The sequence below is a fragment of the Mesorhizobium sp. M2A.F.Ca.ET.043.02.1.1 genome, from assembly GCF_003952405.1.
In the GTDB taxonomy this organism is placed as follows: Bacteria; Pseudomonadota; Alphaproteobacteria; order Rhizobiales; family Rhizobiaceae; genus Mesorhizobium.
Genome location: NZ_CP034445.1, coordinates 3,859,286 through 3,882,315 on the forward strand (window position 1 = coordinate 3,859,286; position 23,030 = coordinate 3,882,315).

22 protein-coding genes are annotated in these 23,030 nt (G+C 63.9%); 14 read left to right on the forward strand and 8 right to left on the reverse strand.

Translation table 11 applies throughout. The features are described from left to right. Positions 1 to 449 precede the first annotated feature (449 nt). Positions 450 to 722: an exopolysaccharide production repressor exox gene (locus tag EJ068_RS18500; protein ID WP_127249354.1), complete on the forward strand. Its 273-nt coding sequence runs from the start codon at positions 450 to 452 to the stop codon at positions 720 to 722. Here the strand turns inward: EJ068_RS18500 and EJ068_RS18505 are convergent. The 7 genes from EJ068_RS18505 to EJ068_RS32695 form a co-directional block, all read right to left on the reverse strand. After that, a complete protein-coding gene (locus EJ068_RS18505; RefSeq protein WP_127249355.1) occupies positions 696 to 2,591 on the reverse strand; it encodes an ABC transporter ATP-binding protein in 1,896 nt (631 codons plus the stop codon). The two genes, EJ068_RS18500 and EJ068_RS18505, sit on opposite strands and share 27 nt — an antisense overlap. A gap of 8 nt (positions 2,592 to 2,599) precedes the next feature. Then, positions 2,600 to 3,574 (reverse strand): serine kinase, encoded by a 975-nt coding sequence (locus EJ068_RS18510; protein WP_127249356.1) that lies wholly within the window; start codon positions 3,572 to 3,574, stop codon positions 2,600 to 2,602. Continuing rightward, positions 3,571 to 5,484 carry a lasso peptide isopeptide bond-forming cyclase gene (locus EJ068_RS18515; protein ID WP_127249357.1) on the reverse strand — a complete coding sequence of 638 codons (1,914 nt, stop codon included), beginning with the start codon at positions 5,482 to 5,484 and terminating at the stop codon, positions 3,571 to 3,573. The genes EJ068_RS18510 and EJ068_RS18515 overlap by 4 nt, the downstream gene beginning before the upstream one ends. 3 nt (positions 5,485 to 5,487) lie before the next feature. After that, complete coding sequence (locus EJ068_RS18520; protein ID WP_245463147.1) at positions 5,488 to 5,949, reverse strand: lasso peptide biosynthesis B2 protein; 462 nt, start codon at positions 5,947 to 5,949, stop codon at positions 5,488 to 5,490. A 42-nt stretch (positions 5,950 to 5,991) separates the two neighbouring features. Further along, the gene (locus tag EJ068_RS18525; RefSeq protein WP_095817672.1) at positions 5,992 to 6,291 is read right to left on the reverse strand and encodes a PqqD family protein; all 300 of its coding nucleotides are present in this window, start codon (positions 6,289 to 6,291) and stop codon (positions 5,992 to 5,994) included. Between the two features lie 154 nt (positions 6,292 to 6,445). Beyond that, positions 6,446 to 6,598: a lasso RiPP family leader peptide-containing protein gene (locus EJ068_RS18530; protein WP_127249359.1), complete on the reverse strand. Its 153-nt coding sequence runs from the start codon at positions 6,596 to 6,598 to the stop codon at positions 6,446 to 6,448. A gap of 342 nt (positions 6,599 to 6,940) precedes the next feature. Beyond that, positions 6,941 to 7,102 (reverse strand): hypothetical protein, encoded by a 162-nt coding sequence (locus tag EJ068_RS32695; protein WP_189342639.1) that lies wholly within the window; start codon positions 7,100 to 7,102, stop codon positions 6,941 to 6,943. On the opposite strand from EJ068_RS32695, the gene EJ068_RS18535 reads away from it, so the two are divergent. The 8 genes from EJ068_RS18535 (at position 7,101) to EJ068_RS18570 (ending at position 16,456) form a co-directional block, all read left to right on the forward strand. Then, positions 7,101 to 8,303: a nucleotidyltransferase family protein gene (locus EJ068_RS18535; protein ID WP_127249360.1), complete on the forward strand. Its 1,203-nt coding sequence runs from the start codon at positions 7,101 to 7,103 to the stop codon at positions 8,301 to 8,303. The genes EJ068_RS32695 and EJ068_RS18535 overlap by 2 nt on opposite strands. A 4-nt stretch (positions 8,304 to 8,307) precedes the next feature. Continuing rightward, positions 8,308 to 9,336 (forward strand): glycosyltransferase family 2 protein, encoded by a 1,029-nt coding sequence (locus tag EJ068_RS18540; RefSeq protein ID WP_126079796.1) that lies wholly within the window; start codon positions 8,308 to 8,310, stop codon positions 9,334 to 9,336. 123 nt (positions 9,337 to 9,459) lie between these two features. Next, a complete protein-coding gene (locus EJ068_RS18545; protein WP_095817674.1) occupies positions 9,460 to 9,837 on the forward strand; it encodes a hypothetical protein in 378 nt (125 codons plus the stop codon). A gap of 177 nt (positions 9,838 to 10,014) precedes the next feature. After that, the gene (locus EJ068_RS18550) at positions 10,015 to 10,842 is read left to right on the forward strand and encodes a family 16 glycosylhydrolase (protein WP_145964954.1); all 828 of its coding nucleotides are present in this window, start codon (positions 10,015 to 10,017) and stop codon (positions 10,840 to 10,842) included. Positions 10,843 to 11,023: 181 nt separating this feature from the next. After that, a complete protein-coding gene (locus EJ068_RS18555; protein ID WP_127249362.1) occupies positions 11,024 to 12,355 on the forward strand; it encodes a UDP-glucose/GDP-mannose dehydrogenase family protein in 1,332 nt (443 codons plus the stop codon). 35 nt (positions 12,356 to 12,390) lie between these two features. Further along, a complete protein-coding gene (locus tag EJ068_RS18560) occupies positions 12,391 to 13,473 on the forward strand; it encodes a glycosyltransferase (RefSeq protein ID WP_126079794.1) in 1,083 nt (360 codons plus the stop codon). A 350-nt stretch (positions 13,474 to 13,823) separates the two neighbouring features. Further along, positions 13,824 to 14,990, forward strand: coding sequence for a glycosyltransferase (locus EJ068_RS18565; RefSeq protein WP_127249363.1), 1,167 nt, complete (start codon positions 13,824 to 13,826; stop codon positions 14,988 to 14,990). Further along, a complete protein-coding gene (locus EJ068_RS18570; RefSeq protein WP_126079792.1) occupies positions 14,990 to 16,456 on the forward strand; it encodes a lipopolysaccharide biosynthesis protein in 1,467 nt (488 codons plus the stop codon). Before EJ068_RS18565 ends, EJ068_RS18570 begins: the two co-directional genes overlap by 1 nt. On the opposite strand, the gene EJ068_RS18575 is transcribed toward EJ068_RS18570, so the two are convergent. Next, entirely contained in the window at positions 16,352 to 17,737 is a 1,386-nt protein-coding gene (locus tag EJ068_RS18575) for a polysaccharide pyruvyl transferase family protein (RefSeq protein WP_127249364.1), read from the reverse strand. The genes EJ068_RS18570 and EJ068_RS18575 overlap by 105 nt on opposite strands. Before the next feature lie 270 nt (positions 17,738 to 18,007). Between EJ068_RS18575 and EJ068_RS18580 the strand changes: the two genes are divergently transcribed. Genes EJ068_RS18580 through galU form a run of 5 tightly spaced genes read left to right on the forward strand, consistent with a single transcriptional unit; the run spans position 18,008 to position 23,027 of the window. After that, the gene (locus tag EJ068_RS18580; protein WP_127249365.1) at positions 18,008 to 19,174 is read left to right on the forward strand and encodes a glycosyl transferase family 1; all 1,167 of its coding nucleotides are present in this window, start codon (positions 18,008 to 18,010) and stop codon (positions 19,172 to 19,174) included. Positions 19,175 to 19,197: 23 nt separating this feature from the next. Next, on the forward strand, positions 19,198 to 20,187 hold the full coding sequence (locus EJ068_RS18585; RefSeq protein ID WP_127249366.1) for a glycosyltransferase family 2 protein: 990 nt from the start codon (positions 19,198 to 19,200) through the stop codon (positions 20,185 to 20,187). Further along, on the forward strand, positions 20,187 to 21,125 hold the full coding sequence (locus EJ068_RS18590; protein WP_127249367.1) for a glycosyltransferase family 2 protein: 939 nt from the start codon (positions 20,187 to 20,189) through the stop codon (positions 21,123 to 21,125). The genes EJ068_RS18585 and EJ068_RS18590 overlap by 1 nt, the downstream gene beginning before the upstream one ends. Next, a complete protein-coding gene (locus EJ068_RS18595) occupies positions 21,115 to 22,101 on the forward strand; it encodes a glycosyltransferase family 2 protein (RefSeq protein ID WP_127249368.1) in 987 nt (328 codons plus the stop codon). Before EJ068_RS18590 ends, EJ068_RS18595 begins: the two co-directional genes overlap by 11 nt. 29 nt (positions 22,102 to 22,130) lie before the next feature. Next, a complete protein-coding gene (gene galU, locus EJ068_RS18600; protein ID WP_126063026.1) occupies positions 22,131 to 23,027 on the forward strand; it encodes a UTP--glucose-1-phosphate uridylyltransferase GalU in 897 nt (298 codons plus the stop codon). Positions 23,028 to 23,030 lie beyond the last annotated feature (3 nt).

Below are 23,030 nucleotides of genomic sequence, written 5' to 3' on the forward strand. Positions count from 1 at the left end.
TGACAAGGTGACAGAAAACCAGGAAAATGTAGTCCGCCTTTCAGGCCTTTTTTGGACAGTTCGTTCTTTGCTGCAGACGAAACGCGGTTGCATGGCACCGGAAGCACTCGCAACGGTAAGTTATTCAGGTAAAATACTATTCAAAGTCGCGGGTTTGACTGAGCCGAGAAAAGCGGCATTGAATAGCCGCTCAAGCCGCAGTGTGCGACGCAGCATGGCAGAGTCGATCTCGTAAAATCATTGGAAACCATACCTGCCGGGCCTTGCTCCGATCAGCCCGCCTTAATAGAGTCGCAAATTGTTCCTGTCATAGTCTGCATGGGTAAGGAAGGCCGGAAGCAACCGGCCGGATTGGGCAGCCAGAAAGAGCTCTTTGGCGCAACGGGGAGTTACGCGGGTGGGTAAGTCGCAGCTTCTGCATGCTCGTCTCGGTTGAGAGGCCGGCGAACATGTCTCTGCCAAAATTCATCATAGGCATAATGTTCGCGCTGGCGATCGTCATCGGCTGGTCTTATTTCGACGGCGCGTCGGCGGGCACCATCCTCTTGCGTGCCATCGTTTGCGCCGTGATCATCCAGGCAGGCTATTTCCTTCTGGTCTTTGCCATGATCGGCAGGGCAACGCCGACTTCGGCCGACAAGATCCGCGAAGCCGACCGCGGGGCAATCCTGAACAAGGTCGCCGACGGCGAAAAGCTAAGCGCCAGACGCAGCCTCCACTGACCGTTCGACCGGCGCCGGGACCAATCCGGCCTCGGCCGGGGGCGCGCTGTCGCGCTCGGCCTGCTCGCCCGACAGCATCCTGGCCAGCCGGCTGCCGGCTTTTGCCTTCAGCCGCCGGTATTGTCCGACCTCGACGATGCGCCCGTTCTCGATGGCCACGACCCAGTCGGCGAAGGCGATCATCGACGGCCGATGCGCGATGGTCAAAATTGTCATGCGGCCGCGCAAAGCCTCGATCGATTGCGCGATCAGCGACTGGTTCTGCCAGTCGAGCGCGCTCGTCGCCTCGTCGAGGATGAGCAGCGACGGCTTGCGCAGCAGCGCCCGCGCCAAGGCGATGCGCTGCCGCTCGCCGCCGGAGAGCCGGACACCGCGGTCGCCCACCACCGTATCGAGCCGCGATGCCAGCCGTTCCACGAAATCGGCCGCATGGGCGTTGCGCAGGGCCGCCCATAGCTCCTCGTCGCTGACCCCAGGCGCGGCAAGACGAAGATTGGCGGCGATCGTGTCATGCAGCAGGAACACATCCTGCGGTACATAGGCAACCTGATCGCGCCACGCCCTGCGATTCTGCGCGGTGATTTCCACGCCGTCGGCCAGGATCCGGCCGCTGGTGGGTTCGAGCAGACCGAGGAGCATGTCGGCGATCGTGCTCTTGCCGGAGCCGGAAGGGCCGATCAGCGCCGTCACCTTGCCGGCGGGCAGGTCGAAGGTGATATCGCTGACCACCGGTCTTGCGTCACCCTCGCCATAGGCGAACGATGCCTCGCGGATGTTGAGGCCGGTCTCGAGCGACAGTCTCGCGCCTCGTTCGGCCATGCCTTGGGTCGGTTCGCGCTCGGCGTCGAAGCGGGCCTGAAGGGCTTGCATCGAAGCGTAGGCCGGCAGGTTGATCAGCACCTGCTGGGTTTGAAGCTGCATGTCCATGAAGCGCGGCGCCACCCGCATGAAGACCAGGAGCAGCACGACGATCTCGGCAAGCGAAAGGTGGAAGCGGACCAGCGCGGTGTAGATGAAGAGGCTGAGCCCGATCACGCTCGCCATCTGGAACAGGGCGGTGCCGAGCGAAGAGTTGCGCACGAAGGCTATGTTGTCGGCCTTCATCCTGTCCAGCGTCGCGCCGAGCTCGGCGAAATAGCTCGCCTCGACATTGAGGCTCTTGGCGACCTTGATGCCGCCGAGGAACTCGGAGACCGTGCGATACTGGTCCTGGCGGTTGCCGGTCAGCGTGCGGCCATAGGCGCTGGCGCGTGCCCGGAACGGCTGCAGCGCAACCAGCAGAATCAGTCCGATGAGGATGGCGAAGGACGTCATCACCGGCGAGATGAACAGTGAGACCACGAGATAGCCGGTGAGAAGCAATGTCGCCTGGGTGAGCATCAGCAGCGAGAAGGCAGCCACCTGCACCCGGTCGACGTCGCCGTTCAGCGCGTGGTCGAGATCGGAGCTGCGGATGCGGGTGAAAACACCCCAGCGCGCCCGGCCGATGCTCTCGAACAGGTTCATGCGCACGCGGTTGACGAAATCGTAGAGCAGCCGCGCCATGTAGACCGACTTGAAGCGGTTGAAAATCGCCTGCAGCGCCACCAGCGCGACAAGCAGGCACAGCACCGTCGCCAGCGACAGCGTTCCGCCGGGCACCAGCCAATGCAAGGCTTCCGGCAGTGGAACTGCGTAATCCTGTTCGGCCCTGCCGATTAGGCGCAGCAGCGGGACGAGCAGCAGGATCGAGATGCCTTCGGTGAGGCTGCCCAGGATCAGGAAGGTCAGCGCCGTCGCGGTGCGTCGCCCGCCGACATGCGCCATCATGGCGCCGAAGCCGGTGATGTCCCGCAACAGCGACAGGCGAAGCTTCGAGGGCCAGCTCATGTCCCGGCTCACCTTGTCCCGGACGCCAGGTCGGTATCGATCGCGGCGACCGCTTCGTCGATCCGGTCGAGTCCGGCCGGCACTTCCAGCCGGCTGACGCCGACCCGCCCGGCGATCTGCGCGCACTGGCGCAGATGCAGGGCGGCGAAATCGCCCGGCAGCGCCTGCCGGCCGAACCGCGTGATATAGGAGAATTTGATGATCGCCGGCAGCGCGGCTGCGCCGGACAGGGGGGAGATAGCCGCCCGCACGCCCCGCTCGAGCACATAGATGCGCGACACCGGCACCGCTTCGGCCGCAAATCCGTCACGCAGCCGATGCTGCGCCTTGTCGATCTGCGGATGCACCTGCGGGCGCACCTCCGCCTGCTCGAGGCGAATGGCGCCGGCCGCGTCCGCCGCAAGCTTGAGCTGCGGGAATCCGGGCAGGATCATCGGCCAGTCCGGGTCGGACAAATCCAGCGCCACGACATCGTCGGTGAGCAGTCGATGGCCGGCGCGGATCATCGCGCCTGCCGTGGTCGATTTGCCGGCGCCCTTGTCGCCCATGAAGATCACGCTTTTGCCGTCGACTTCAATGGCGCTGGCATGCAGGACGAGCAGCCCGCGCTGATGCAGGGCGAGCGCCATCACCGGCCCGAGCAGCGGAAAGGCGAGCAGCGGATCGTCGACCCCTGGTGCCGGATCGACATAGATGCGGTTGACGCCGCTGATCAAGAACGTGCCGACCGCCTGCCAGGAAAGATACTGGCGCGTCGGCTCAAAACGGAAGGCGGTGGCACGCTGGGACGCCGCGCCGGGAAAATCGACCCGCCCCACCGCGATCTCCAGATCCGGTGTCGCCGGGCGCGTCGGCTCCAGCTCAGGCAAGGCCACTTCGGAGCCGATCACCAGCCCGTAGGCCTTGTAGAAACGGCGGACACGTCCGCTCGCCGCCGCCGTTTGCGGCTCGGATCGCGCAAGGGAAGCGATCGGAAGGTTCATGCGGGGTTTCCCTCAACTTGCCGCAGCCACAGCGACAGCGAAACCGCGCGCCAGACATGCTGGACGTCCGGCAGGGTCGCCTGCTCGGGCTGGCGCAGCATCCGGTCATAGACCGCGGCCACTGCAGGCAGGTTCACATAGGGTGCGATCCGCTCGCTGTCCGATATAAGCAGCCTGTCCAGAAGCTCGCGGTGATTGCCGAGCATGCCATTGACCAGGTTGGTGGTGAAATCGATCTTGTCGCGCCGCCATTGCACGGCCGGCGGCAGAACGCCTTGCATGGCCCGGCGCAGCACATGGCGGCCAAAACCGTCCTTGAGCTTTTCCTCGCCGGGCAGCGCCAGGCAGAATTCGACGAGCGGCTTGTCCCAGAACGGATAGCGCGGCTCGACGCCGAAATTGGCGGCGGCCTTGTCGAGCACTTCGAAAGCGTGCGGCACCAGCCCGGTCGACAGAAGCCAGCGATGCGTCAGCGCTTCGCTGGCGCTGACGGCGGCGGGCATGTAGCCGCTGCGATGAAAGCGCTCGGTAAGATCGGTGCGCCCGGCAAGACCCGGATTGACCAGACCCGCCCAGGCGGCGCGTGGCGCCTGCGCCGGCCCGCGCCGCACCTTGCGGACAAGGCGTTTGGCCGCCGCCCTCATCCTGGCGATTCGCCAGGCCGGCCCATAGATGGTCAGGAACTTGAAATAGAGCGGAAGCATGCCGTCGCCATAGGTGTTGGCCGCGCTGCGCAACTCGCGCCAAAGCTCCAGCCATCTGCCGGCATTGGCGAGCTCGTGAAGGTGTCCGTGGCCCTGCGAGACGACCTCGTCGCCGCCGTGTCCGTCGAGCAGCACCTTGACGCCCTTTGCGCCCGCCGTCCGGTAAAGGTCGCGCGTCAAGGACAGGCCGGGCGCCAGGAACGTGCCTTCCTGCTCCTCCAGGATGCGCTCGAACTCGGCGAAGGGTGCGTAGTTGCCGACGGCAATCAGCGTGGCGTCGAGCGGATTGTCGTCGAGCACCGCATCGATGAACGGCTTCTCGTCCATGGAGGAGCCCTTGTCGAACACCAGCGAGAAGGTCTTGAGCTTCGGGTTGCCTGTCGCCGCTGCCCTGAGGCTTGCAAGGCATGTGATCGAGGATGAATCGAGGCCGCCGCTCAGCATGGCGCCGACAGCCGACGTGCCACGCATCCGGTTCTCCACCGACTGCGCGAAGAGATGCCTGAATTCTTCGGCCGCGTCAGCGCGTGGCGGCCGCTGTGACGGCTCGATCTGCCAGTAGCGCCGCAGCGCAATCCCGTGGCCCGCCACCATCATGCTGTGTCGCGCCGGCAAGCGGAAGATTTCGGCGTAGGGCGTGGCCTGCGGATCGTCCGGCAGGCCGGCGAGAAAACCGGAAATCTGGTGCTCGCTGAGGCGCCTGCCGACGCCGTCCAGCGCCAGGATCGGCCCGATCTCCGAGGCGAAAGCAAAGCGCCTTGCGGTCGAATGATAGTAGAAGGGTTTGACGCCGAAATGGTCGCGCGCGCAAAACAGGGCCTGACGATCGCGGTCCCATATCGCGAAGGCGAAGTCGCCTTGCAGGTAGGTCGGACAGGCCTCGCCCCATTTCAGGTAAGCGCGCATGATGAGCATCGCGTCGGCAATCGACCGGTCGCGCAGGCCCAGCCGCGCCAAAAGCTCGTCGCGATTGTCCAGCCGGCAATCGGCGGTGATGGCGAGTTTGCCGCCGGCCATCGCCAGGGGACCGGGCCCGTCCTCGCTGGTCGTGTCGAGCCAGGCGTGGCCGAGCGCCACGCTGCCCTCCGTCCGCCATGAGCTGCCGTCGCGGGCACGATGGCGCATGCGCGAAAGCATCTGCTGGATGTCGCTGGCCGCGGCGGGCCTGCCGTTGCCGATATGCAGGATGCCGGCCACGCCGCTCATCGGTCACGACCCATGGTCGACAAGGTGGGTAAATCCGTTGATCGAGCCGCCAAGCACGATGTGATTGCCGCTCATCAACCAGGCATGCGCCCTGAGTTCGCTGCCTGTCCCCCTTTCGATGCCGATGCTGATCTTCGAGGCGTTGCCCTGGCAAGCAAGCAGATATTGCCCGGCCAGCGCCTGGGTGAGGCAACTGGCGCCCGGCACCAGCCGCGCGGCGGCGGCAACGCCCCAGGCGACGCGCCGCAGGTCGGCGATGCCGGCGTCGCGCCTCGCATCAAGCCGCGTGACCAGGCCGCGGACGTGGTTGTAGGAGGAAAGCGTCAGCGCGAGCCGCACGCCGCTCACCACCGCCAGGCACCGCGCCAGAAACAGCATCTCCCGGCCGCTCAGCGACCGGATCCTAAAGCGCGTCGCGATCCTTCGGATTCGCTCCATGCGCTTTAGGTCTTTGATTTGACGCATGTCTTTATCCCGAAACCGGTCCCCGCTTTCGGGAGGCATGCTTTAGACCAGTTCCTCACTGTGGAGCCTCGCAAGCCCTGCTTCGGTCAGCCCCTTCAGCAAGCCTTCGACATCGGCCTTGCAGCGCTCGGCATCGACATTGTAGCGCGCAAGCACGGCGCCGCGGATATCGAGGACCGATCGCGGCTCCTGGATCTGCTCCCAAATGAAAGCGCCGACGCTGTTCAGGCTGTAATAGACATTGGATTTGAGGTGGAGCAGCGCCAATCCGGCGCCGAATTCACAAGCCACCGCCTCGCCGGTCGCGACCACGCGGTCATGGTCCGAAGGGTTCCAGTGCATGCTAAAACCTCGTTGCTGGCCCGCCGCGCCCTTGGACCTTGGCCGGGATCGGTTGCCTGCGATCCTGGGGAGGAAGCCGGGGGACAAGGCCCCCCCGGCTCGCCTGTTGGTAGTATCCGGAGCCCCAACTTAGACTCCCGGGTAGCCTGCAAGCTTACGAGAAAGTCAGCTCGCCGACCGGCGTGTGTGCGGGAAAGCTCACGTCGAGCGCCGTCGAGCCAGCGCCACCCTGCGTGATGGTTTCAATCGAACCATGAACCGTCAAGCTGGGGGGCTCGTACTCATGCTTCTCAACATTCTGTTCCATTTTACTCTCCAATTAAGGACTGGAAGCGGCCGCAGAATGCCGCCAGCATATAGCTATGCTGCGATGCGATTGCTGCATGGCAACATTCATGAGTCAAGCGTGATTTACCAAGCATTAATCAATTCTCGGTTGCGCCTGCCTTCCTTGGTGATGAAGCCGCGAACATTGTCATCGTAGTCCTTGACTGCCCGGGAATTCAACCGCGCGTTCTCGCCGATCATATAAGTAATTGATTTTATTTATAGCAATTTTTTGAGCGATAAATCCGTCCCGCGGACGTGAAGGGATTGCTGCAAAAAGCCATCGCTTTTCGGCACGCAGCATCGTCCCGGAGGCTTGTCTTCAAAAGTGATTAAGTGTGTGCGATTTTAAACGCTTGGGTTGTGGAGTTGAACCTGCTTTAGCCGCCTCTTGGACGGTGGTGCTAATTTTTCCGGTGGTTTTCTTCGCAAGTGCGGTATAGATCGCGCGGGCGGCTTTTTTGCGGAGAGCGACATCGGGCATGGCGATGCAGGATGGCTCGTATGAAAGGCTGCGCGCCGCTGGCTGTGCCGACGAAGTCGCCTTTGTGCAGGCCTGCCTGAGGCTGTTTTTCGCCCCCGGCGTCGACGCCGCCGACGCTCAGGCGGATATGCCTGCGCCGGCAATCTCGGCGGCTCATGTCGCCGACATCGCAAGGCTGAACAAGGTCGGCGTGTTCATGCTCAAGGCGCTCGCGCGTGCTCCTGCCGGCGCGGCGCCTCCCGGTTTGCCCGGCTGGCTCGACGGCTATCGGCGGCGCACCATGTCGATGAACGCCGCCTGCATCGGCGATTCGGTGGCCATCGATCGCGTGCTTCGCGACAGGCGGATCGATTTCGTCTTCCTCAAGGGACCGCTCCAGCAACACAGGCTCTATGGCGATCACTTCATGAAGCCTTCCGGCGATGTCGACATACTGGTTTCGCCGGCGAGCTTCGCCGAGGCGCGCGCGGCGTTGCGGACCATCGGCTATGAGGTTGCCGGCAAGTCGCGCTCGGTCTGGTGGGTGCGCTTCCTCGGCGAGCAGCACATGGTCCGCGAGGACGGCGCGAGAGCGTCGACGGTCGACCTCCATCATCGGCTGCAGCAGCCGGGTTCGCCGAGCCCGCGCGACATAGACGGCTTCCTGCGCCGCAAGCGCGAGGTCGAAGTGGCCGGCGCGGCCATGCCGATCATCTCGGCGGCCGACACCTTGCTTTTGTCGTCGATCAGCGTCGCCAAGGCCTTTTTCAACCGCGAGCCTTGCGCCGGCTATGTCTGCGATGTCCGGGCCAGCGCCAGCCGGCTGAGTGAGGCCGAGCAGCAGATGGTGCTCGATCACGCCGCCGAGCAGGGCCTTGCGGACACGCTGCTTCTCGGGCTGCGCGCCGCCGACGTGCTGCTTGGCGCCAGCTGCACGCTGCTGTCGGATCGCGCCGCTCGCATCCTGGCGCGCATCGGCAATGCCGACCTCTTCCACATGGTGATCGCGCCCTGGCTTGCCTCGCTGCGCTGGCCGCAGCGCCGCCATGTGCTGTGGGAACTGTGCGGCCACGAGCCCGTCCGTTATCTGGCGGAGGCCGGCTGGGCCGCCTCCGCCGACCTCAGCCGGCGCATCTTCGAGCGGCCGGCCGCCGTCGCGCGGGCGCCGGGCGGCACGATCAAGATCACGGGCGGGACAGCCACCCATGCAAGCGAAAGGTGAACCCATGCCCCTGACGACGCCAGTGACGAGCCCGGCGGTTTGCGTCATCATCGCCGCGCGCAACGCGGCGCGGACGATTCCCGTCGCCATCGCCTCGGCGCTGCGCGAGACGGAAGTCGCCGAAGTCGTCGTGGTCGACGACGCTTCCACCGACAACACCCGCGATGTGGCCTTGGCCGCCGACGACGGCAGCGGCCGGCTTGCCGTCATCCGCCTCGACGTCAATCGCGGTCCTTCCTCCGCGCGCAACATCGCCATCCAGGCCTCCAGATCGCCCTTCATCAGCATCCTCGACGCCGACGATTTCTTCCTCGAAGGCCGCTTTCGCCGGCTTTTCGCCGCCGCCGACTGGGATTTCGCCGCCGACAACATCATGCTGATCCGCGACGACGCCGCGCCCGACCTCGCCAGGGTCGCCGCGCCGCCTTTCGCCGCCGACCCGGAATTCCTCGATTTCGAGCGCTTCATCGACGGCAACATCTCGCGGCGCCGCGTCCTGCGTGGCGAGCTCGGCTTCCTCAAGCCGGTGATCAGCCGGGCCTTCCTCGAACGGCACGGGCTGACTTACGATGAAAACCTGCGTCTTGGCGAAGACTACGAGCTCTATGCGCGCGCAGTCGCCCGCGGGGCGCGCTTCAAGATTATCAAGTCCTGCGGCTATGGCGCGATCGTGCGCGCCGATTCGCTGAGCGGCCGCCACAGGACGCAGGATCTGAAGCGCCTTGCCGATGCCGATCTGGCATTGCTTCAGATCGACAATCTTCCCGAGCGCTCGAAAGCGGCGTTGCGGCGCCATGAGCGTCATGTCCGCGACAAATACCGGCTGCGCAACTTCCTCGACGTGAAAGCCGAGCGTGGCCTGGCGTCGGCCGCGGCTTACGCCTTCGCCAGCCAGTCGAATCTGTTCCCGATCGTTCGCGGCGTCGCCACCGACAAGCTCGACGCGCTGTTCCGCCGCACCGGCATTGCTCCAAGGCAGCAAGTTCCGCCGATGCGCTTCCTGATGGCGGCAAGCAGCGCCGCAAACGAGTGATTCCGTATCGCCCCGGAAGCCGCAGCCCTCAAAAAATCCGCATTCGCAAAACTATGATGTTGCCTAGTCGCCGCGGGGGTGGCAGTCTATGCTGCAATGCAGCAATTTCGAAAGGCCGGCAAGATGGCTTCGATTTTTGGCTTCAGATCCCGGGATCCGGCTCGCGACCGGCAGACCGATCTCCAGCGTTTCGACCGGCTTGCGAAGCTGTTCGATCAGATCGCGGCCGAGATCGAGACGGAGAAAACGGGTTTGGAGAATCGCTACAGATCGACGGCAGCCAACGCGGCCTTCCTGGTCGAGGCGATGGAGAATGGTTCGGCATCGGCGAGCAAGGGATCGGATGTCAGCGCGATGACCAACTCGATCCTGAACTGCGAGCGGCGCATTGCGGAGCTCGCTCGCCAGAAAGGCCTGGTGAAGGAACTGCGCCGTTCGCTCGACGCGATTGTCGAGGATGGCGCCGATCGGTCTGCTTCGCAGTCCGCGGCAAGAGGCTGACGGCGGCCGCAAGCGCCGTCATCGGTACGAGGCACTAGAGGAGTTCAAAAGGGCGCAGGATCAGAGGCGGCTCGCTCGCTCGAGCCAAGAATGACTTTGGGTTGGGGCGGAACAACACAAGGTGAGTTTGTTATGAATGCAGATCCCAACAACCCCTCCACCGTGGCGGCTTGCGAGATGTCGCATGCGCCGGGGAGTGGATTAGCCGGCCTGCGGTTCGGCGCGGCCAGCGTCCTGTTTGCAGTCGTGGCGACCCTGCATCCCGCGCATGCGCAAGGGACCCAACCAGAGCTGAAAAGCGCGCCGTCCTTCGTCGACAATTTCTCCAATTTCAGTCAGTCCCGCTGGTTCGTCTCGGACGGCTGGACCAATGGCGCCCATCAGAACTGCACCTGGTCGAAGGATCTCGTGCGGCTTTCCGATGGCGTGCTGTCGCTGAGCTTCGAAAAGCGCAAGCTGAAGGACCGCGAGTTCGCCTGCGCCGAGATCCAGACCAAGCAGCGCTACGGCTACGGCGTCTACGAGGCGCGGATGAAGACCGGCACCGGCTCCGGGCTCAACGCCGCCTTCTTCTCCTATATCGGCCCGCAGGACAAACAGCCCTGGGACGAGATCGACTTCGAGGTCCTCACCAAGGACCCGTCGAAAGTGCAGGTCAACAGCTACATCCAGGGCAAGCCGAAGAACGCCAAGCTGGTCGACGTCGCGGGCGGCGCCGACAAGGGCTTCAACGACTACGGCTTCGTCTGGGAGAAGGACAGGCTGCGCTGGTACGTCAACGGCAAGCTTGTCCATGAGGTGACCAACCCGAACGAGCTGCCTACCCACTCGCAGAAAATCTTCTTCAGCCTCTGGGGCAGCGACAAGCTGACCAATTGGATGGGCGCCTTCGTCGACCCGGGCAGCAAGGTCACCATGCAGGTCAAGCGCGTCGCGTTCACCGCTTTGGGCCAGCCATGCCAGTTTCCGGAATCGCTGGCATGCAGCATAAGTAACAGCAACTGAGCATGATCCCCGAAAGTGGCACCCGGTTTCGGGGATCATGCGGAAATAACCAATCATGATCCCCAAAAGTGGGAACCGGTTTTCGGGTAAGATCATGCGAACCAGCCAGGCCGTTGGGCCTGGGAACATCTGAACCAGCCGGGCCGCTTTGTGGCCCGGCCTTTGACAGGAATAGAACCAAATGAATTTGACGGTGTTTGGGATTGGCTATGTCGGTCTCGTCCAGGCGGCTGTGCTGGCCGAGGTCGGCCATGAAGTGGTGTGCGTCGATATCGACGAGAAGAAGGTGGAGCGGCTCAACCAGGGCTTGATCCCGATTTTCGAACCGGGCCTCGAAAGCCTCGTCAAGGAAAACCACGCGGCCGGCCGCATCCGCTTCACCACGGATGCGGCAGCGGCGGTCAGGCATGGCCGGATCCAGATGATCGCGGTCGGCACGCCGCCCGGTGAGGACGGCTCGGCCGATCTGAAATATGTGCTGTCCGTCGCCGAGACCATCGGCCGTGAGATGGACAGCGCTAAGATTGTCGTCGGCAAGTCGACGGTGCCGGTCGGCACTTGCGAAAAGGTGAAGGCCAGGATCGCCGAAACGCTGAAGAAGCGCGGCCGCGAGGACCTCGCCTTCGACGTCGCCTCGAACCCCGAATTCCTCAAGGAAGGCTCGGCGGTCGCTGATTGCATGAAGCCGGACCGCATCATCGTCGGCACGTCCAGCGAGGATACCGAGATGGTGATGCGCGAGCTCTATGCGCCGTTCAACCGCAACCACGAGAAGATGATCGTGATGGACGTGCGTAGCGCCGAATTCACCAAATACGCCGCCAACTGCATGCTGGCGACCAAGATCAGCTTCATGAACGAGATGGCCAATCTTGCCGAACAGCTGGGGGCCGACATCGAGGAGGTGCGCAAGGGCATCGGCTCGGATCCGCGCATCGGCTACCACTTCATCTATCCCGGCCTCGGCTATGGCGGTTCGTGCTTCCCGAAGGACGTGCGCGCGCTGATCAAGACCGCCGAGGGCGTCAAGTTCGACGCCAAGCTGCTGCGCGCCGTCGAGGAGCGCAACAATGCGCAAAAGTCGGTGCTGTTCGACAAGGTCAACCACTATTTCAAAGGCGCGCTCAGGGGCAAGACGTTCGCCGTCTGGGGGCTGGCCTTCAAGCCCAACACCGACGACATGCGCGAGGCGCCGTCGCGCACGCTGATGGAAGCGCTGTGGGCGGCCGGCGCCAAGGTGCAGGCCTATGATCCGGAGGCGATGCAGGAGTGCCAGGCCATCTACGGCCTGCGCGAGGACCTGCTGCTCTGCGGCACCAAGGAGGCGGCGCTGCGCGGCGCCGACGCGCTTTTGATTTGCACTGAATGGAAGAGCTTCCGCGCGCCGTCCTTCGACGCGCTCAAGGATTCGCTGACCACGCCGGTCATCTTCGATGGCCGCAACCTCTACGATCCGAAGGTGATCGCGCGCTACGGCATCGAGTATTTCTCGATCGGCAGGATGGCGGCATGACGATGCCCGCGCGGGCACAGCAAGGAGCCTAGACTATGAAAGTTCTGTTTGCGGGCGGCAGCGGCTACACGCCGCAATTTAGCGGTGGCGTTCAGTCGAGCACGCATCATCTGGTCGAGCAGTTGCGCGAGCATGGCCACGAGGCCTCGGTGCTTGCCGCTTTGTTCGGCGACGGCTTTTTCGGCTTCAAGGCGCGCGCCAAGATGAAGCTGCTCCGCCAGCGCGCCGTCATCGATACGTTCCCAGGCTATCCCGTCGTGCGGGCATGGTTCCCGTGGGAGGCGGCGGGCTTCGCGATCGAGCGATTGCGGTCCGACGTCGCGGTCGTCCAGTGTCACAAATCCGTGCCGATCGGCAAGGAATTGCAGGCCCTCGGCGTGCCCCTGGTCGTTTACCTGCGCAACGTCGAGTTCGATGAACTGGCCGGCGACCCGCGCGAATTGGAGTCCGCGCTCTACATCGCCAATTCGGAATTCACCGCTCGTGCCTACAAGGAGAAGTTCGGCATTGAATCCACGGTGATTCCACCCACGATCAATCCTGCCTTCTACAGCACGCCGACGACCGGCGAGTTCGTGACGATGATCAATCCTTACAACGAGAAGGGTTTCGAACTGGCCGTCCAAATTGCCCGCGAATGCGCGGAAATCCCGTTCCTGTTCGTTGAGAGCTGGATGCTCGACGACGATCACCGGGCCGAGATCGAGCGGACGCTTGCTTCGCTCGGCAATGCCGTCCTCGAGAGCCGTACCAGCGACATGAAGACGGTCTACGGCCGCACGAAGATCCTGCTTGCTCCCAGCAAATGGGAAGAAGCCTGGGGCAGGGTCGCGTCGGAGGCGCATTGCAGCGGCATTCCCGTTGTCGGATCCCGGCGCGGCGGTCTCCCGGAAGCGATCGGCAACGGCGGCGTGATACTGGATTACGATGCTCCGCTCGCCGACTGGGTGGCTGCCATCCGGCGGCTATGGACCGACAAGGCCGATTACGACAGGATGTCCGCGGCGGCTCGCCTGTTTGCGGAGCGGCCGCAGATGAACCCCGACAACCAGTTCGCGACGTTCATGGACGTTCTGAATCGTGCTGTCGAAGGACAGTCCCTTCGCAAGGCCTCCTGAGCGGGACTGCCGCGACACGAGGCGAAACCGGCACTTCGCAACGGTTTATGTCGCATGCAACAATTCGTGCCAACGCGGGCGCGGGACGAAAAGTCAAATGCGCTGCATCAGAAATGTTGCAGTGCAGCAATTCCTATACTACCATCCCCATCGGGTGGGCCAACAGCGGTCGAATGAATGCTGCATGTCGTGTGCCTCAAGTACGATTCCCATCCAGTTGCCCCTGTCGTGCGACTTTTCCTGACGGCTGAAGACGCCGCGCCGAAGTCCGCGGGCAAGGCCGGTTGCCTTGTTCAGGCCTGGTTGTGGGCGGGCTGCCCGATGAATCCCGGCGTGGGCGCGGGCCGAGAATGAGGATATGCTTCGTCGTCGACAAGTTCCCCTCCCTGTCGGAGACCTTTGTCCTTGACCAGATAGCAGGCTGCCTCGAGCGCGGCATGGAAGTCGGGGTCGTCTGCAACGAGACGACCTTCGGCAAGGACGTCAATGTCGACGATCGGCGCTGGAAGGGTCTGCCCGGCAAAGTCGTGTGCTGGTGGGGCTGGCTCGGCCGTTATCGACCCTTGCTGAGGAAATGGTCAGGCAAGTCTTGGGACAAGCTCTCGACCGCCATCGACCTCCTGTACGCGCGCAAATTGCACAAGGCTGATGTCATCGTCGCGCATTTCGGCACGAACGGCTTGCGGGTGGCGCGTGTCATCAAGCGTGGGCGGATTTCCGCGCCGCTGGTGACCGTCTTCCACGGCAACGACGTCGGCGGCCCGATGCATGACAACACGCTGGCGCGCTACAGGACGGTGTTCGAGAACGGCGTCCTCCAGATGCCGGTGAATGCCTTCTTTCGCGATGCCCTTATCGAGGTCGGCGCCCCGCCGGGCGAGGTCGTCGTGCACCATATGGGCGTTCGACCCGGCGAGATAGAATACCGGTGGCGATCCTGGAAGAATGAGACGCTGTCGTTCATTTCGGTCTGTCGTCTGACCGAAAAAAAAGGCGTTGAATATGCGCTTCGCGCGCTGGCCAGGCTGCCGCGTGATGACTGGAACTATTCGGTGATCGGCGCCGGCGAATTGCTGGAGCAATTGAAACGACTGGCCGCCGAGCTCGGCATCGCCGGGCGCGTCGATTTCCTCGGCCCCAGGCCGCATGCGGAGGTCAAGCAGCGCTTGCGGGACGCGCATGTCTTCGTGCTGCCCAGCGTAAGCGCCCACAACGGCGACCTCGAAGGCATCCCGGTCGCCCTGATGGAGGCGATGGCTGCCGGACTGACGGTGGTCAGCACCTACCATTCAGGGATACCCGAACTGATCGAGGACGGGAAAACCGGCTTCCTCGCGCCGGAACGGGACGTTGCGGCGTTGGCCGCCAAACTCGTCTGGGTCGCCGACAACCCGGTCCTGTGCGAGCCGATCGCGATCGCCGCGCGGCGCAAGATAGAAACAGACTTCAATGCCGACGTGCTGAACCAGCGGTTCGCACGGATTGCGATTGAACTGGCTGGAACGAGAGCACACTGATGAACGCTAACCCGCCCCTGCCGCAGTTCGGACGCGTCGCCCTGCGCGGCGGGCTGGTCACTGCCGGTGCCCAGGGTTTCAAGATGGTGATCCAGTTCCTCTCGGTCATCATCCTTGCCCGGCTGCTGCTGCCGGAAGATTTCGGCCTTGTGGCGTCGGTCGGGCCGATCGTCGCCTTTGTCGGGCTTCTGCAAAATCTCGGGCTGCAGCAGGCTCTTGTCCAGCGCAAGGACATCAGCGACAGGCAGCTCAATCAGGTGTTCTGGATAAGCGCGCTGGTCGGATTGGGCAGCGCGGTGGTAGTGGCGGCATTGGCCCCGGCCATTGCCGGCTTCTACGGCGATCAGCGCATGTTAGGCATCACGGTCGCCTCCGCGCTGCCGTTGCTTCTCGGCAGCATCGCAGCCGTCCCGCTCGCCTTGATGAACCGTCACCTGCAGTTCGGCCAGCTGGCCTTCAACGATGTCATAACGGCGGCCGCCGGTCTTGTTGCTGCCGCCATCGCGGCCTGGGCGGGAATGGGATACTGGTCGTTGGTGCTGGGGCCGGCCGTGGCGGCGGTCGTTGCGCTCGGCGCCGCATGGCTGGTGGTGCGCTGGACGCCGTCGCGTCCGGACTTCAGGGTCGAGAGCGAGATCCTGTCGTTCGGCGCCAATCTGACCGGCTTCAATCTCGTCAACTTCTTTTCACGCAATCTCGACAACATCCTGATCGGGAAATATTCCGGAGCGATCGAGCTTGGCTACTATGACCGGGCCTACAAACTTCTCCTGTTTCCGCTGCAAAACATCACCCAGCCGCTGACGCGCGTGATGGTGCCGTTGCTCAGCCGCATCCACGAGGACAAGGTGCGGTTCCGCGATCTGTACGTGCGCACCAACTGGATGCTGGCGGCCGTGACCATGCCCGGCATCGCGGCGCTGACATTGACTTCCGAGCAGGTGGTCGCGCTTCTCTTCGGGCCGCGCTGGACCGCCGTGGCGCCAATCTTCGCGTGGCTGGGCATCGCCAGCCTGATGCAATCCGTATCGAGCACCACCGGCTGGATATTCATCTGCCAGGGCAAGACAAAGGCCATGTTCCAGTGGGGCGCCTACTCGTCGCTCACCACCGTGGCCTCTTTTGTCGTCGGCCTGCATTGGGGCGCCGTCGGCGTCGCGGCCGCCTACGCGATCAGCGGCTACGTTCTGCGCGTGCCGGTGCTCGCGGTCATGATCCACCGCGTCGGGCCGGTGACGGCAGGGGACTTCCTGATCATGCAGGGCCTTTTCATTGCATCGTCCCTGCTTGCCTGGCTTGCCTATCTCGGCCTGCCAGCGTCCCTTACCGGCCAGTCGGACCTTCTCGCCGTCGTCCTGGCTTTATGCCTCGACTACGGGCTTGCCTTCGTCCTTATGGCGATCTTCCCCCAGCCGCGCAGGATACTGCTCACCACGCTTGCCAACATCGCGCGCAATCTGCGCTGATGCCTTGGCCATGAGAGGCTTCAGCAACTCCGCGGCAGACATCGCCGAAGCATGTTCCTCGAGCACGGCTTGGAGGATGGTGCGGCGGTAGTCTTCAAGCTTGCCGACGAACCGGCCGAGCTTTTCGGCCGCCTCCGGCGGGGTGACAGTGTCGATATCGAGCAGCAGATCAGCAACACCGATCCTCTTGGCGACTTCCTTGGTCTTGAACTCATAGGCGATCGGAAGCACAGGCGTTCCCACGCAGAGCGACATGATCATCATGTGCATGCGGGTCGCGACGACGAAGTCGAAACCCTTGACCAGAGCCATCAGTTGCTCGGGGGTGTGGAATGAAGCGTCCACGCTGACATTCCTCGCAATTTCTGGATCGAGCTCGGCGACGATCTTGCGTGCTGTCTTGGAATCGTCATGGGCATATTCCGGAACGCCCTGGCAGGTGGAGACAAAGGTCACCTGCTTGCCATGGTCCCGGACAAGGATGGTCGCGATCTCGCGTACCGAATCGATATAGCGGCGCATCCCGTCTTGGCCGTCATTGACGTAGTTCCAGTGGCGGACGGAAATCGCGACGCGGCCGGTCTGCGCAGGCGGCTGAGCCGAGGCGAGCCGCTTGCCGATGCCGTCCGTGTCGGCAAGGGCAAACACGGCATCGGCCACCACGTGACATTTGCCCGGCTCCTTGACCATGTCCGCTATGTGGTGGCGGGAGCGCTCGTCGCGCAGCAGGATGAGCGGACTGCGATCGAAAATCGGGCTCAGTTCGTGTCGATTGTAAGGTTTGTTGAACGGACCGAGGGACTGCGTGAAGAATACGGGATCCTTGCCGATGGCCGCATCCAGGCGGAACTGGTTCAGTCGCCGTTCAAGGTTGTAGTTCTCAACCAGATAGGTGCCGCCAGTCGTGACCACGAGGTCGGCGTTCTGGTAGATATCGAGGCCGCGGCGGTCGCTCTCCTTGAAAAAAGCGCGGCCGAGAAGGCTGTCAGAGCCGAAATTCCGCAGCACCTTGTGGACCAGCCGGTTGTAGTGCGGCTTGAGCCGATCTTTCACACCGCTTCCCGAAGGGTAGCGGAAGAGGGTCTCCGACAGGAGCTTGTGAAATTCCAGGTCGGGGTAATCCTTCTTTGGATAGAGCCTCGCGGCGACCTCGGGCTGGCTGTCGAAGACGAAAAAGCGCAAGCCGTCGCCGGCGACAGTCCTCAGAATGTGGCGAATGGCCAGCAGGATCGCTGCGTCTCCCGTGTTCAGGCAGACCGTGTTCTCGACGATGATCTTCATCGCATCTCCTCATCTTGGGCAGGTTTCCGAAAAAGGCGGCCCCCTTGTCGCCCAAATGCCGGTATGTCGATTCGCTGTGCCTGTGCGCTCGCCGCCACCCTTCCGACGACCGACCGGTCGCCAACCGTTGCCGAGGATAACTTAAGCTCAGGGTTTTTGCAGTGCAACAAAAAGCGCAATGCGCTTCGCTACGCCGCACCAAAATTGTTGCGATGCAGCAAAAGCTGTACTAGCATCCCCGATGGGTGGGCCGAACATCGGTCGAGTTTCATGCTGCATGTCTTGTACCTTGTGCATGACGTATCCGACCCGGCAGTGCGCCGCAGGGTCCAAATGCTCAAGGCAGGAGGCGCCGGGGTCACCCTGGCGGGCTTCCGTCGCACCGCCAGTCCGGTCGCCGAGATCGAGGGTAGCAGGCCTGTCGACCTCGGCGCGACACGCGACGGCCGATTCGCGCAGCGCCTCGGGGCGGTCGCCAAGGCAGCCATGTCGATCGGTGCGAAACTGGGCGTCATGCCCAGGCCCGATCTCATCATCGCGCGCAATCTCGAAATGCTGGCGCTTGCCCGCCGCGCCAATGCCGCTCTCGGGGCGAACGTGCCTATCGTCTATGAATGCCTCGATATCCATCGCCTGGTGCTGCGCGACGATCTTGTCGGCAGGACATTGCGCGGCGCCGAGCGTCATCTCGCCCGCGACGTGAAGCTTCTGGTGACCAGTTCGCCGGCCTTCATCGCCAATTATTTCGAGCCCTTCGGGCAGATCGGCGCGCCTGTCGAGCTGATCGAGAACAAATATTTCGAGGCGGCATCCGTTGTCGCCGCGCATTCTTTCGAGGACGACGGCCCGGCGACGCCGCCCTGGCGGATCGGCTGGTTCGGTGCGCTGCGCTGCCGCCGCTCGCTGGAGCTGGTGGCCGACTTCACCCGCCGGCAGGCGGGGCGTTTCGAGGTCGTGCTCAGAGGCCGTCCGGCGCTGTCCGAATTTCCGGATTTTCATGGTTTCGTCGAGGCCGAGCCCTGGCTTTCGTTCGGTGGCCCTTACCGCAATCCGGAGGACATGGCGGCCATTTACGGGGAGGTGCACTTCTCCTGGGCAATCGATTTCTTCGAAGCCGGCCAGAATTCCGAATGGCTGCTTCCCAACCGCCTCTACGAGGGCTGCCGCTTCGGCGCCGTGCCGATTTCGATGGCCGGCACCGAAACCGGCCGGTTCCTCAAAGGGCAGGACATCGGCGTGCTTCTGTCCGAGGCGACGCCCGAAGGTCTTGAGGCGATGCTCGGCCGAATGGATCAGGACAGATACCGCGCCCTGAAGTCGCGGGTGTTGGCGCGCAATCCACGGACCTGGAGCTACGACCGCAGCGACTGCGCGGCCTTCGTCGAAAAGCTGCGCGGCCTCACCGCCATGCCTTCGGCTTTTGCGGCGGCGGCATGATGGCAAAGGACGCGCAAAGAACGATGACGCAGGCAAATCCATCGATCCTGATTGTCATTCCCTGCCTCAACGAGGCGGCCCATATCGGCGGCCTGCTCGACCGGTTGCGGCCTGCGGCGGCACGGCTCGACGGGCGCATCGTCGTCGCGGACGGCGGCAGCAGCGACGGCACGCAGGCCATCGTCGAAAAGATCGTGGCGAAGGATCCCCGGGTCATCCTGCTCGCCAATCCGAAGCGCCTGCAAAGCGCTGCCATCAATCTGGCGGTGGCGACCCTCGGCGAAGGCGCCGACTATCTCATCCGCATCGACGCGCATGGCGGCTATCCGGACGACTACTGCGACCGGCTGGTCGAGGAAGCTTTAGCCACGGGCGCCGATTCGGTTGTCGTTTCGATGCTGACCGCCGGCACCGGGGCCGTGCAGAAGGCCGTCGCGGCGGCGCAGAATTCCAAGCTTGGCACCGGCGGCTCGAAGCACCGGCACATGTCCGAGGGCGAATGGGTCGACCACGGACACCACGCGCTGATGCGCATCGCCGCTTTCAGCCATGCCGGCGGCTATGACGAGAGCTTCAGCCACAACGAGGACGCCGAGCTCGACTACCGTCTGCGCCAGGCCGGCTACCGCATCTGGATGAGCGGCAGGACGCATATGGTCTACTATCCGCGCTCGTCGCTGAAGAGCCTTTATCTCCAATATCTTGGCTATGGCCGCGGCCGCGCCAGGAATGTGCTCAAGCACCGCATGGTGCCGAAGGTCCGGCAGATGGTCCCGCTGCTGGTGGCGCCCGTGGTGCTGTTGGCCCTGTTCTCCTTCGTCCACTGGCTGGCGGCGGTGCCATTCCTTTTGTGGGCGGCGGTATGCCTCGGCTACGGCCTGTTGACGGCGGTGCGCCAGCGCAACGCCAGCATCGCGCTGGCCGGAGTTTCAGCCATGGTCATGCATTTCGGCTGGTCCGTCGGCTTCTGGCAGCAGCTTTTGACGCCGCGCTCGCAGCGCGAGGTGGCGTGATGGCCGGCCGCTCGATCGACATTTGCATCTGCACCTTCCGCCGGCCTGAACTGGCCGACACGCTGCGCTCCGTCGCCGCCCTGGAGAAGCCTGAAGGTTTGGAGATCGGCATCGTCGTTGCCGATAATGACGATGAACCAGGCGCCCAAAAGCTGGTGAAGGCGCTGGCCGAGGAATTGAATCTGCCGGTCCGCTATCGCCACGCGCCGGCGCGCAATATCTCGATCGCCCGCAACGCCTGCCTCGACGCCAGCGTGTCGGACTTCGTCGCCTTCATCGACGATGACGAAACGGCGTCGCCTGGCTGGCTAGTCGAGTTGATGGCGACAGCCGACGCCACCGGCGCCGCGGCGGTGCTTGGGCCGGTGCGGGCGCATTATCGCCAGGACGCGCCGGACTGGATGCAAAAGGGCGACTTTCACTCGACCTTGCCGGTCTGGGTGCGCGGCGAGATCCGCACCGGTTACACCTGCAACGTCCTGCTCAGAACGACCGACGCGAGCCTGCGCGGCCGGCGCTTCAGCCTGGCGCGCGGCCAGACCGGCGGCGAGGATACCGAGTTCTTCGATGCCATGGTCAAGGCCGGCGGCCGCATCGCCTTTGCGCCGCAAGCCTTCGTCGACGAGGTCGTGCCGCGCGCTAGGGCCGCGTTCGATTGGCTGCGCCGTCGCCGCTTCCGCTTCGGCCAGACGCATGGCCATTTGATCGGCCACGGCGCCGGCGGCATCCGCCGCGCCGGCCAGGTCGGGCTGGCTTCGGCCAAGGCCGCTTACTGCTTCGGCATGGCTGTTTTGACCGCGATCAGCCCGGTGCGACGGAACCGCAGCGTGCTGCGCGGCATTATGCACGTTGGTGTCGTCTCCGGTTTGGTCGGCGTCCGTGAAATCCGCCAGTACGGCCTCACTTCGCCAGAACAAGGGAACAAGCGTGCAGCCTGACGTCAGCTTCGTCATCGCCGCCTACAATGCGGAGGCCACTCTCGACCGCGCCATCGCCGGCGCGATCGCGCAACTGGGCGTGATCGTCGAGGTCATCGTCGTCGACGACCAGTCGCGCGACGGCACGCTGGATGTGGCGCGCGCCTATCCTGAAGACATCGTCAAGGTGGTGGCGTTGCCGCAGAATCGCGGACCAGGCGGCGCCAGGAATGCCGGCCTCGATTTCGCGCGCGGCCGCTGGGTGGCGGTGCTGGATTCCGATGACGCCGTTCTTCCTGGCCGCATGGCGGCGATGATCGCGCGGGCGGAAGCGGCCGGCGCCCAAATCGCCGTCGACAATGTCCAGGTCGTGCGCGAGGACGGCACGCCCGACGACACCATGTTCCCGGCAGGCTATCTCGAGGGCTTAAGCGAGATCTCGCTGGCCGATTATATCGAGGGCAATCTGGTTTTCGAATCGCGCTTCAATCTCGGCTATCTCAAGCCGGTCTTCCAGCGCCGCTTCCTCGACGACAACAAGCTGCGCTACGACGAGAAGCTGCGCATCGGCGAGGACTACATTCTGCTTGCAAGCGCGCTGGCCAGCGGTGGCCGTTGCGCTGTCGAGCCGACCGTCGGTTATGTCTACCATATCCGCACCGGCTCGATCTCACGGGTGCTCGAATTGCACCACGTCGAGGCAATGACGCGCGCCGACGCCGCCTTCGCTGCGGCATATCCCATGGACAGCACCGCGAAGGCGGCCTTCGCCCGGCGCGGCCGCAGCCTGCGCAAGGCGGCGTCGTTCCTGTCCCTGGTCCAGCACATCAAGGCGCGCGCGCCGCTCAAGGCAATCGGGGCGGCGCTCAGGGATCCGGCCGCGATCGGGCATTTGTCGATGCCGATCGCGGTCCGGCTCAGAAGGGTTGCGGCGCAGGTTCGCCGTGGGGGCGGGGAGATGAAGCATGCGGGCGATTTGATAGCCGGCGATAGGTAGAAATCTTTTTCTCTCAGAAGGAAGACCAGATGCAGAAAGTCAGGAAGGCAGTCATCCCGGTGGCGGGGCTCGGAACGCGGTTCCTGCCGGCAACCAAGTCCATGCCGAAGGAAATGCTTCCCGTCGTCGACAAGCCCGTCGTGCAATATGCCGTCGACGAGGCGTTCGAGGCCGGCATCGAGCACATCGTCTTCGTCACCGGCCGCAACAAGGCGGTTATCGAGGACTATTTCGACCTGCATCCTGAACTGATCGGCACGCTGGAACAGACCGGCAAGAAGGCGCAGCTCGAATCGCTGGAAAGCCTGCTGCCGGTGGCCGGCGCCACCTCCTTCATCCGCCAGCAGTCGCCGCAGGGCCTCGGTCACGCCGTCTGGTGCGCTCGCGACGTGATCGGCAACGAGCCCTTCGCGCTGCTGCTTCCCGACATGGTGTCCTTCGGCGCGCGCGGCTGCCTTGCCGAGACCGTCGATCTCTATCAGCGGACCGGCGGCAACGTCATCGCCGTCGAGCGCTGCGATCCCGCCGAAACCAGCAAATACGGCATTGTCGGCCGCGGCGACGAGGTCGGCTCCGGCTTCCAGGTCACTGAGATGGTCGAAAAGCCGGCGCCCGCCAAGGCGCCGTCGAATTTCTACATCAATGGCCGCTACGTGCTGCAGCCGGAAATCTTCGCGCTGCTCGGCAATCAGCAGCGCGGCGCCGGCAACGAGATCCAGCTCACCGACGCCATGGTGCGCCTCGCCCAGAGCCAGCCCTTCTATGCGCAGCCTTTCGATGGCCGCATGTTCGACTGCGGATCCAAGGAAGGCTTCATCGAAGCCACCATCGCCTTCGCCCTGGCTCGCGACGACATGAAAGGCCCTGTCTTCGAAATGCTGCAGCAATTCGTCCGGTCGCATGAGCGCCGGGAAGTAGCCGCATAATGC

What these genes read in the sequence shown, in the direction of transcription:
- EJ068_RS18500 (WP_127249354.1), top strand. Translation starts at nt 450, where the DNA reads ATGTCTCTGCCAAAATTCATCATAGGCATAATGTTCGCGCTGGCGATC.
- EJ068_RS18505 (WP_127249355.1), bottom strand. Translation starts at nt 2,591, where the DNA reads ATGAGCTGGCCCTCGAAGCTTCGCCTGTCGCTGTTGCGGGACATCACC.
- EJ068_RS18510 (WP_127249356.1), bottom strand. Translation starts at nt 3,574, where the DNA reads ATGAACCTTCCGATCGCTTCCCTTGCGCGATCCGAGCCGCAAACGGCG.
- EJ068_RS18515 (WP_127249357.1), bottom strand. Translation starts at nt 5,484, where the DNA reads ATGAGCGGCGTGGCCGGCATCCTGCATATCGGCAACGGCAGGCCCGCC.
- EJ068_RS18520 (WP_245463147.1), bottom strand. Translation starts at nt 5,949, where the DNA reads ATGCGTCAAATCAAAGACCTAAAGCGCATGGAGCGAATCCGAAGGATC.
- EJ068_RS18525 (WP_095817672.1), bottom strand. Translation starts at nt 6,291, where the DNA reads ATGCACTGGAACCCTTCGGACCATGACCGCGTGGTCGCGACCGGCGAG.
- EJ068_RS18530 (WP_127249359.1), bottom strand. Translation starts at nt 6,598, where the DNA reads ATGGAACAGAATGTTGAGAAGCATGAGTACGAGCCCCCCAGCTTGACG.
- EJ068_RS18535 (WP_127249360.1), top strand. Translation starts at nt 7,101, where the DNA reads ATGGCGATGCAGGATGGCTCGTATGAAAGGCTGCGCGCCGCTGGCTGT.
- EJ068_RS32695 (WP_189342639.1), bottom strand. Translation starts at nt 7,102, where the DNA reads ATGCCCGATGTCGCTCTCCGCAAAAAAGCCGCCCGCGCGATCTATACC.
- EJ068_RS18540 (WP_126079796.1), top strand. Translation starts at nt 8,308, where the DNA reads ATGCCCCTGACGACGCCAGTGACGAGCCCGGCGGTTTGCGTCATCATC.
- EJ068_RS18545 (WP_095817674.1), top strand. Translation starts at nt 9,460, where the DNA reads ATGGCTTCGATTTTTGGCTTCAGATCCCGGGATCCGGCTCGCGACCGG.
- EJ068_RS18550 (WP_145964954.1), top strand. Translation starts at nt 10,015, where the DNA reads ATGTCGCATGCGCCGGGGAGTGGATTAGCCGGCCTGCGGTTCGGCGCG.
- EJ068_RS18555 (WP_127249362.1), top strand. Translation starts at nt 11,024, where the DNA reads ATGAATTTGACGGTGTTTGGGATTGGCTATGTCGGTCTCGTCCAGGCG.
- EJ068_RS18560 (WP_126079794.1), top strand. Translation starts at nt 12,391, where the DNA reads ATGAAAGTTCTGTTTGCGGGCGGCAGCGGCTACACGCCGCAATTTAGC.
- EJ068_RS18565 (WP_127249363.1), top strand. Translation starts at nt 13,824, where the DNA reads ATGAGGATATGCTTCGTCGTCGACAAGTTCCCCTCCCTGTCGGAGACC.
- EJ068_RS18570 (WP_126079792.1), top strand. Translation starts at nt 14,990, where the DNA reads ATGAACGCTAACCCGCCCCTGCCGCAGTTCGGACGCGTCGCCCTGCGC.
- EJ068_RS18575 (WP_127249364.1), bottom strand. Translation starts at nt 17,737, where the DNA reads ATGAAGATCATCGTCGAGAACACGGTCTGCCTGAACACGGGAGACGCA.
- EJ068_RS18580 (WP_127249365.1), top strand. Translation starts at nt 18,008, where the DNA reads ATGCTGCATGTCTTGTACCTTGTGCATGACGTATCCGACCCGGCAGTG.
- EJ068_RS18585 (WP_127249366.1), top strand. Translation starts at nt 19,198, where the DNA reads ATGACGCAGGCAAATCCATCGATCCTGATTGTCATTCCCTGCCTCAAC.
- EJ068_RS18590 (WP_127249367.1), top strand. Translation starts at nt 20,187, where the DNA reads ATGGCCGGCCGCTCGATCGACATTTGCATCTGCACCTTCCGCCGGCCT.
- galU (WP_126063026.1), top strand. Translation starts at nt 22,131, where the DNA reads ATGCAGAAAGTCAGGAAGGCAGTCATCCCGGTGGCGGGGCTCGGAACG.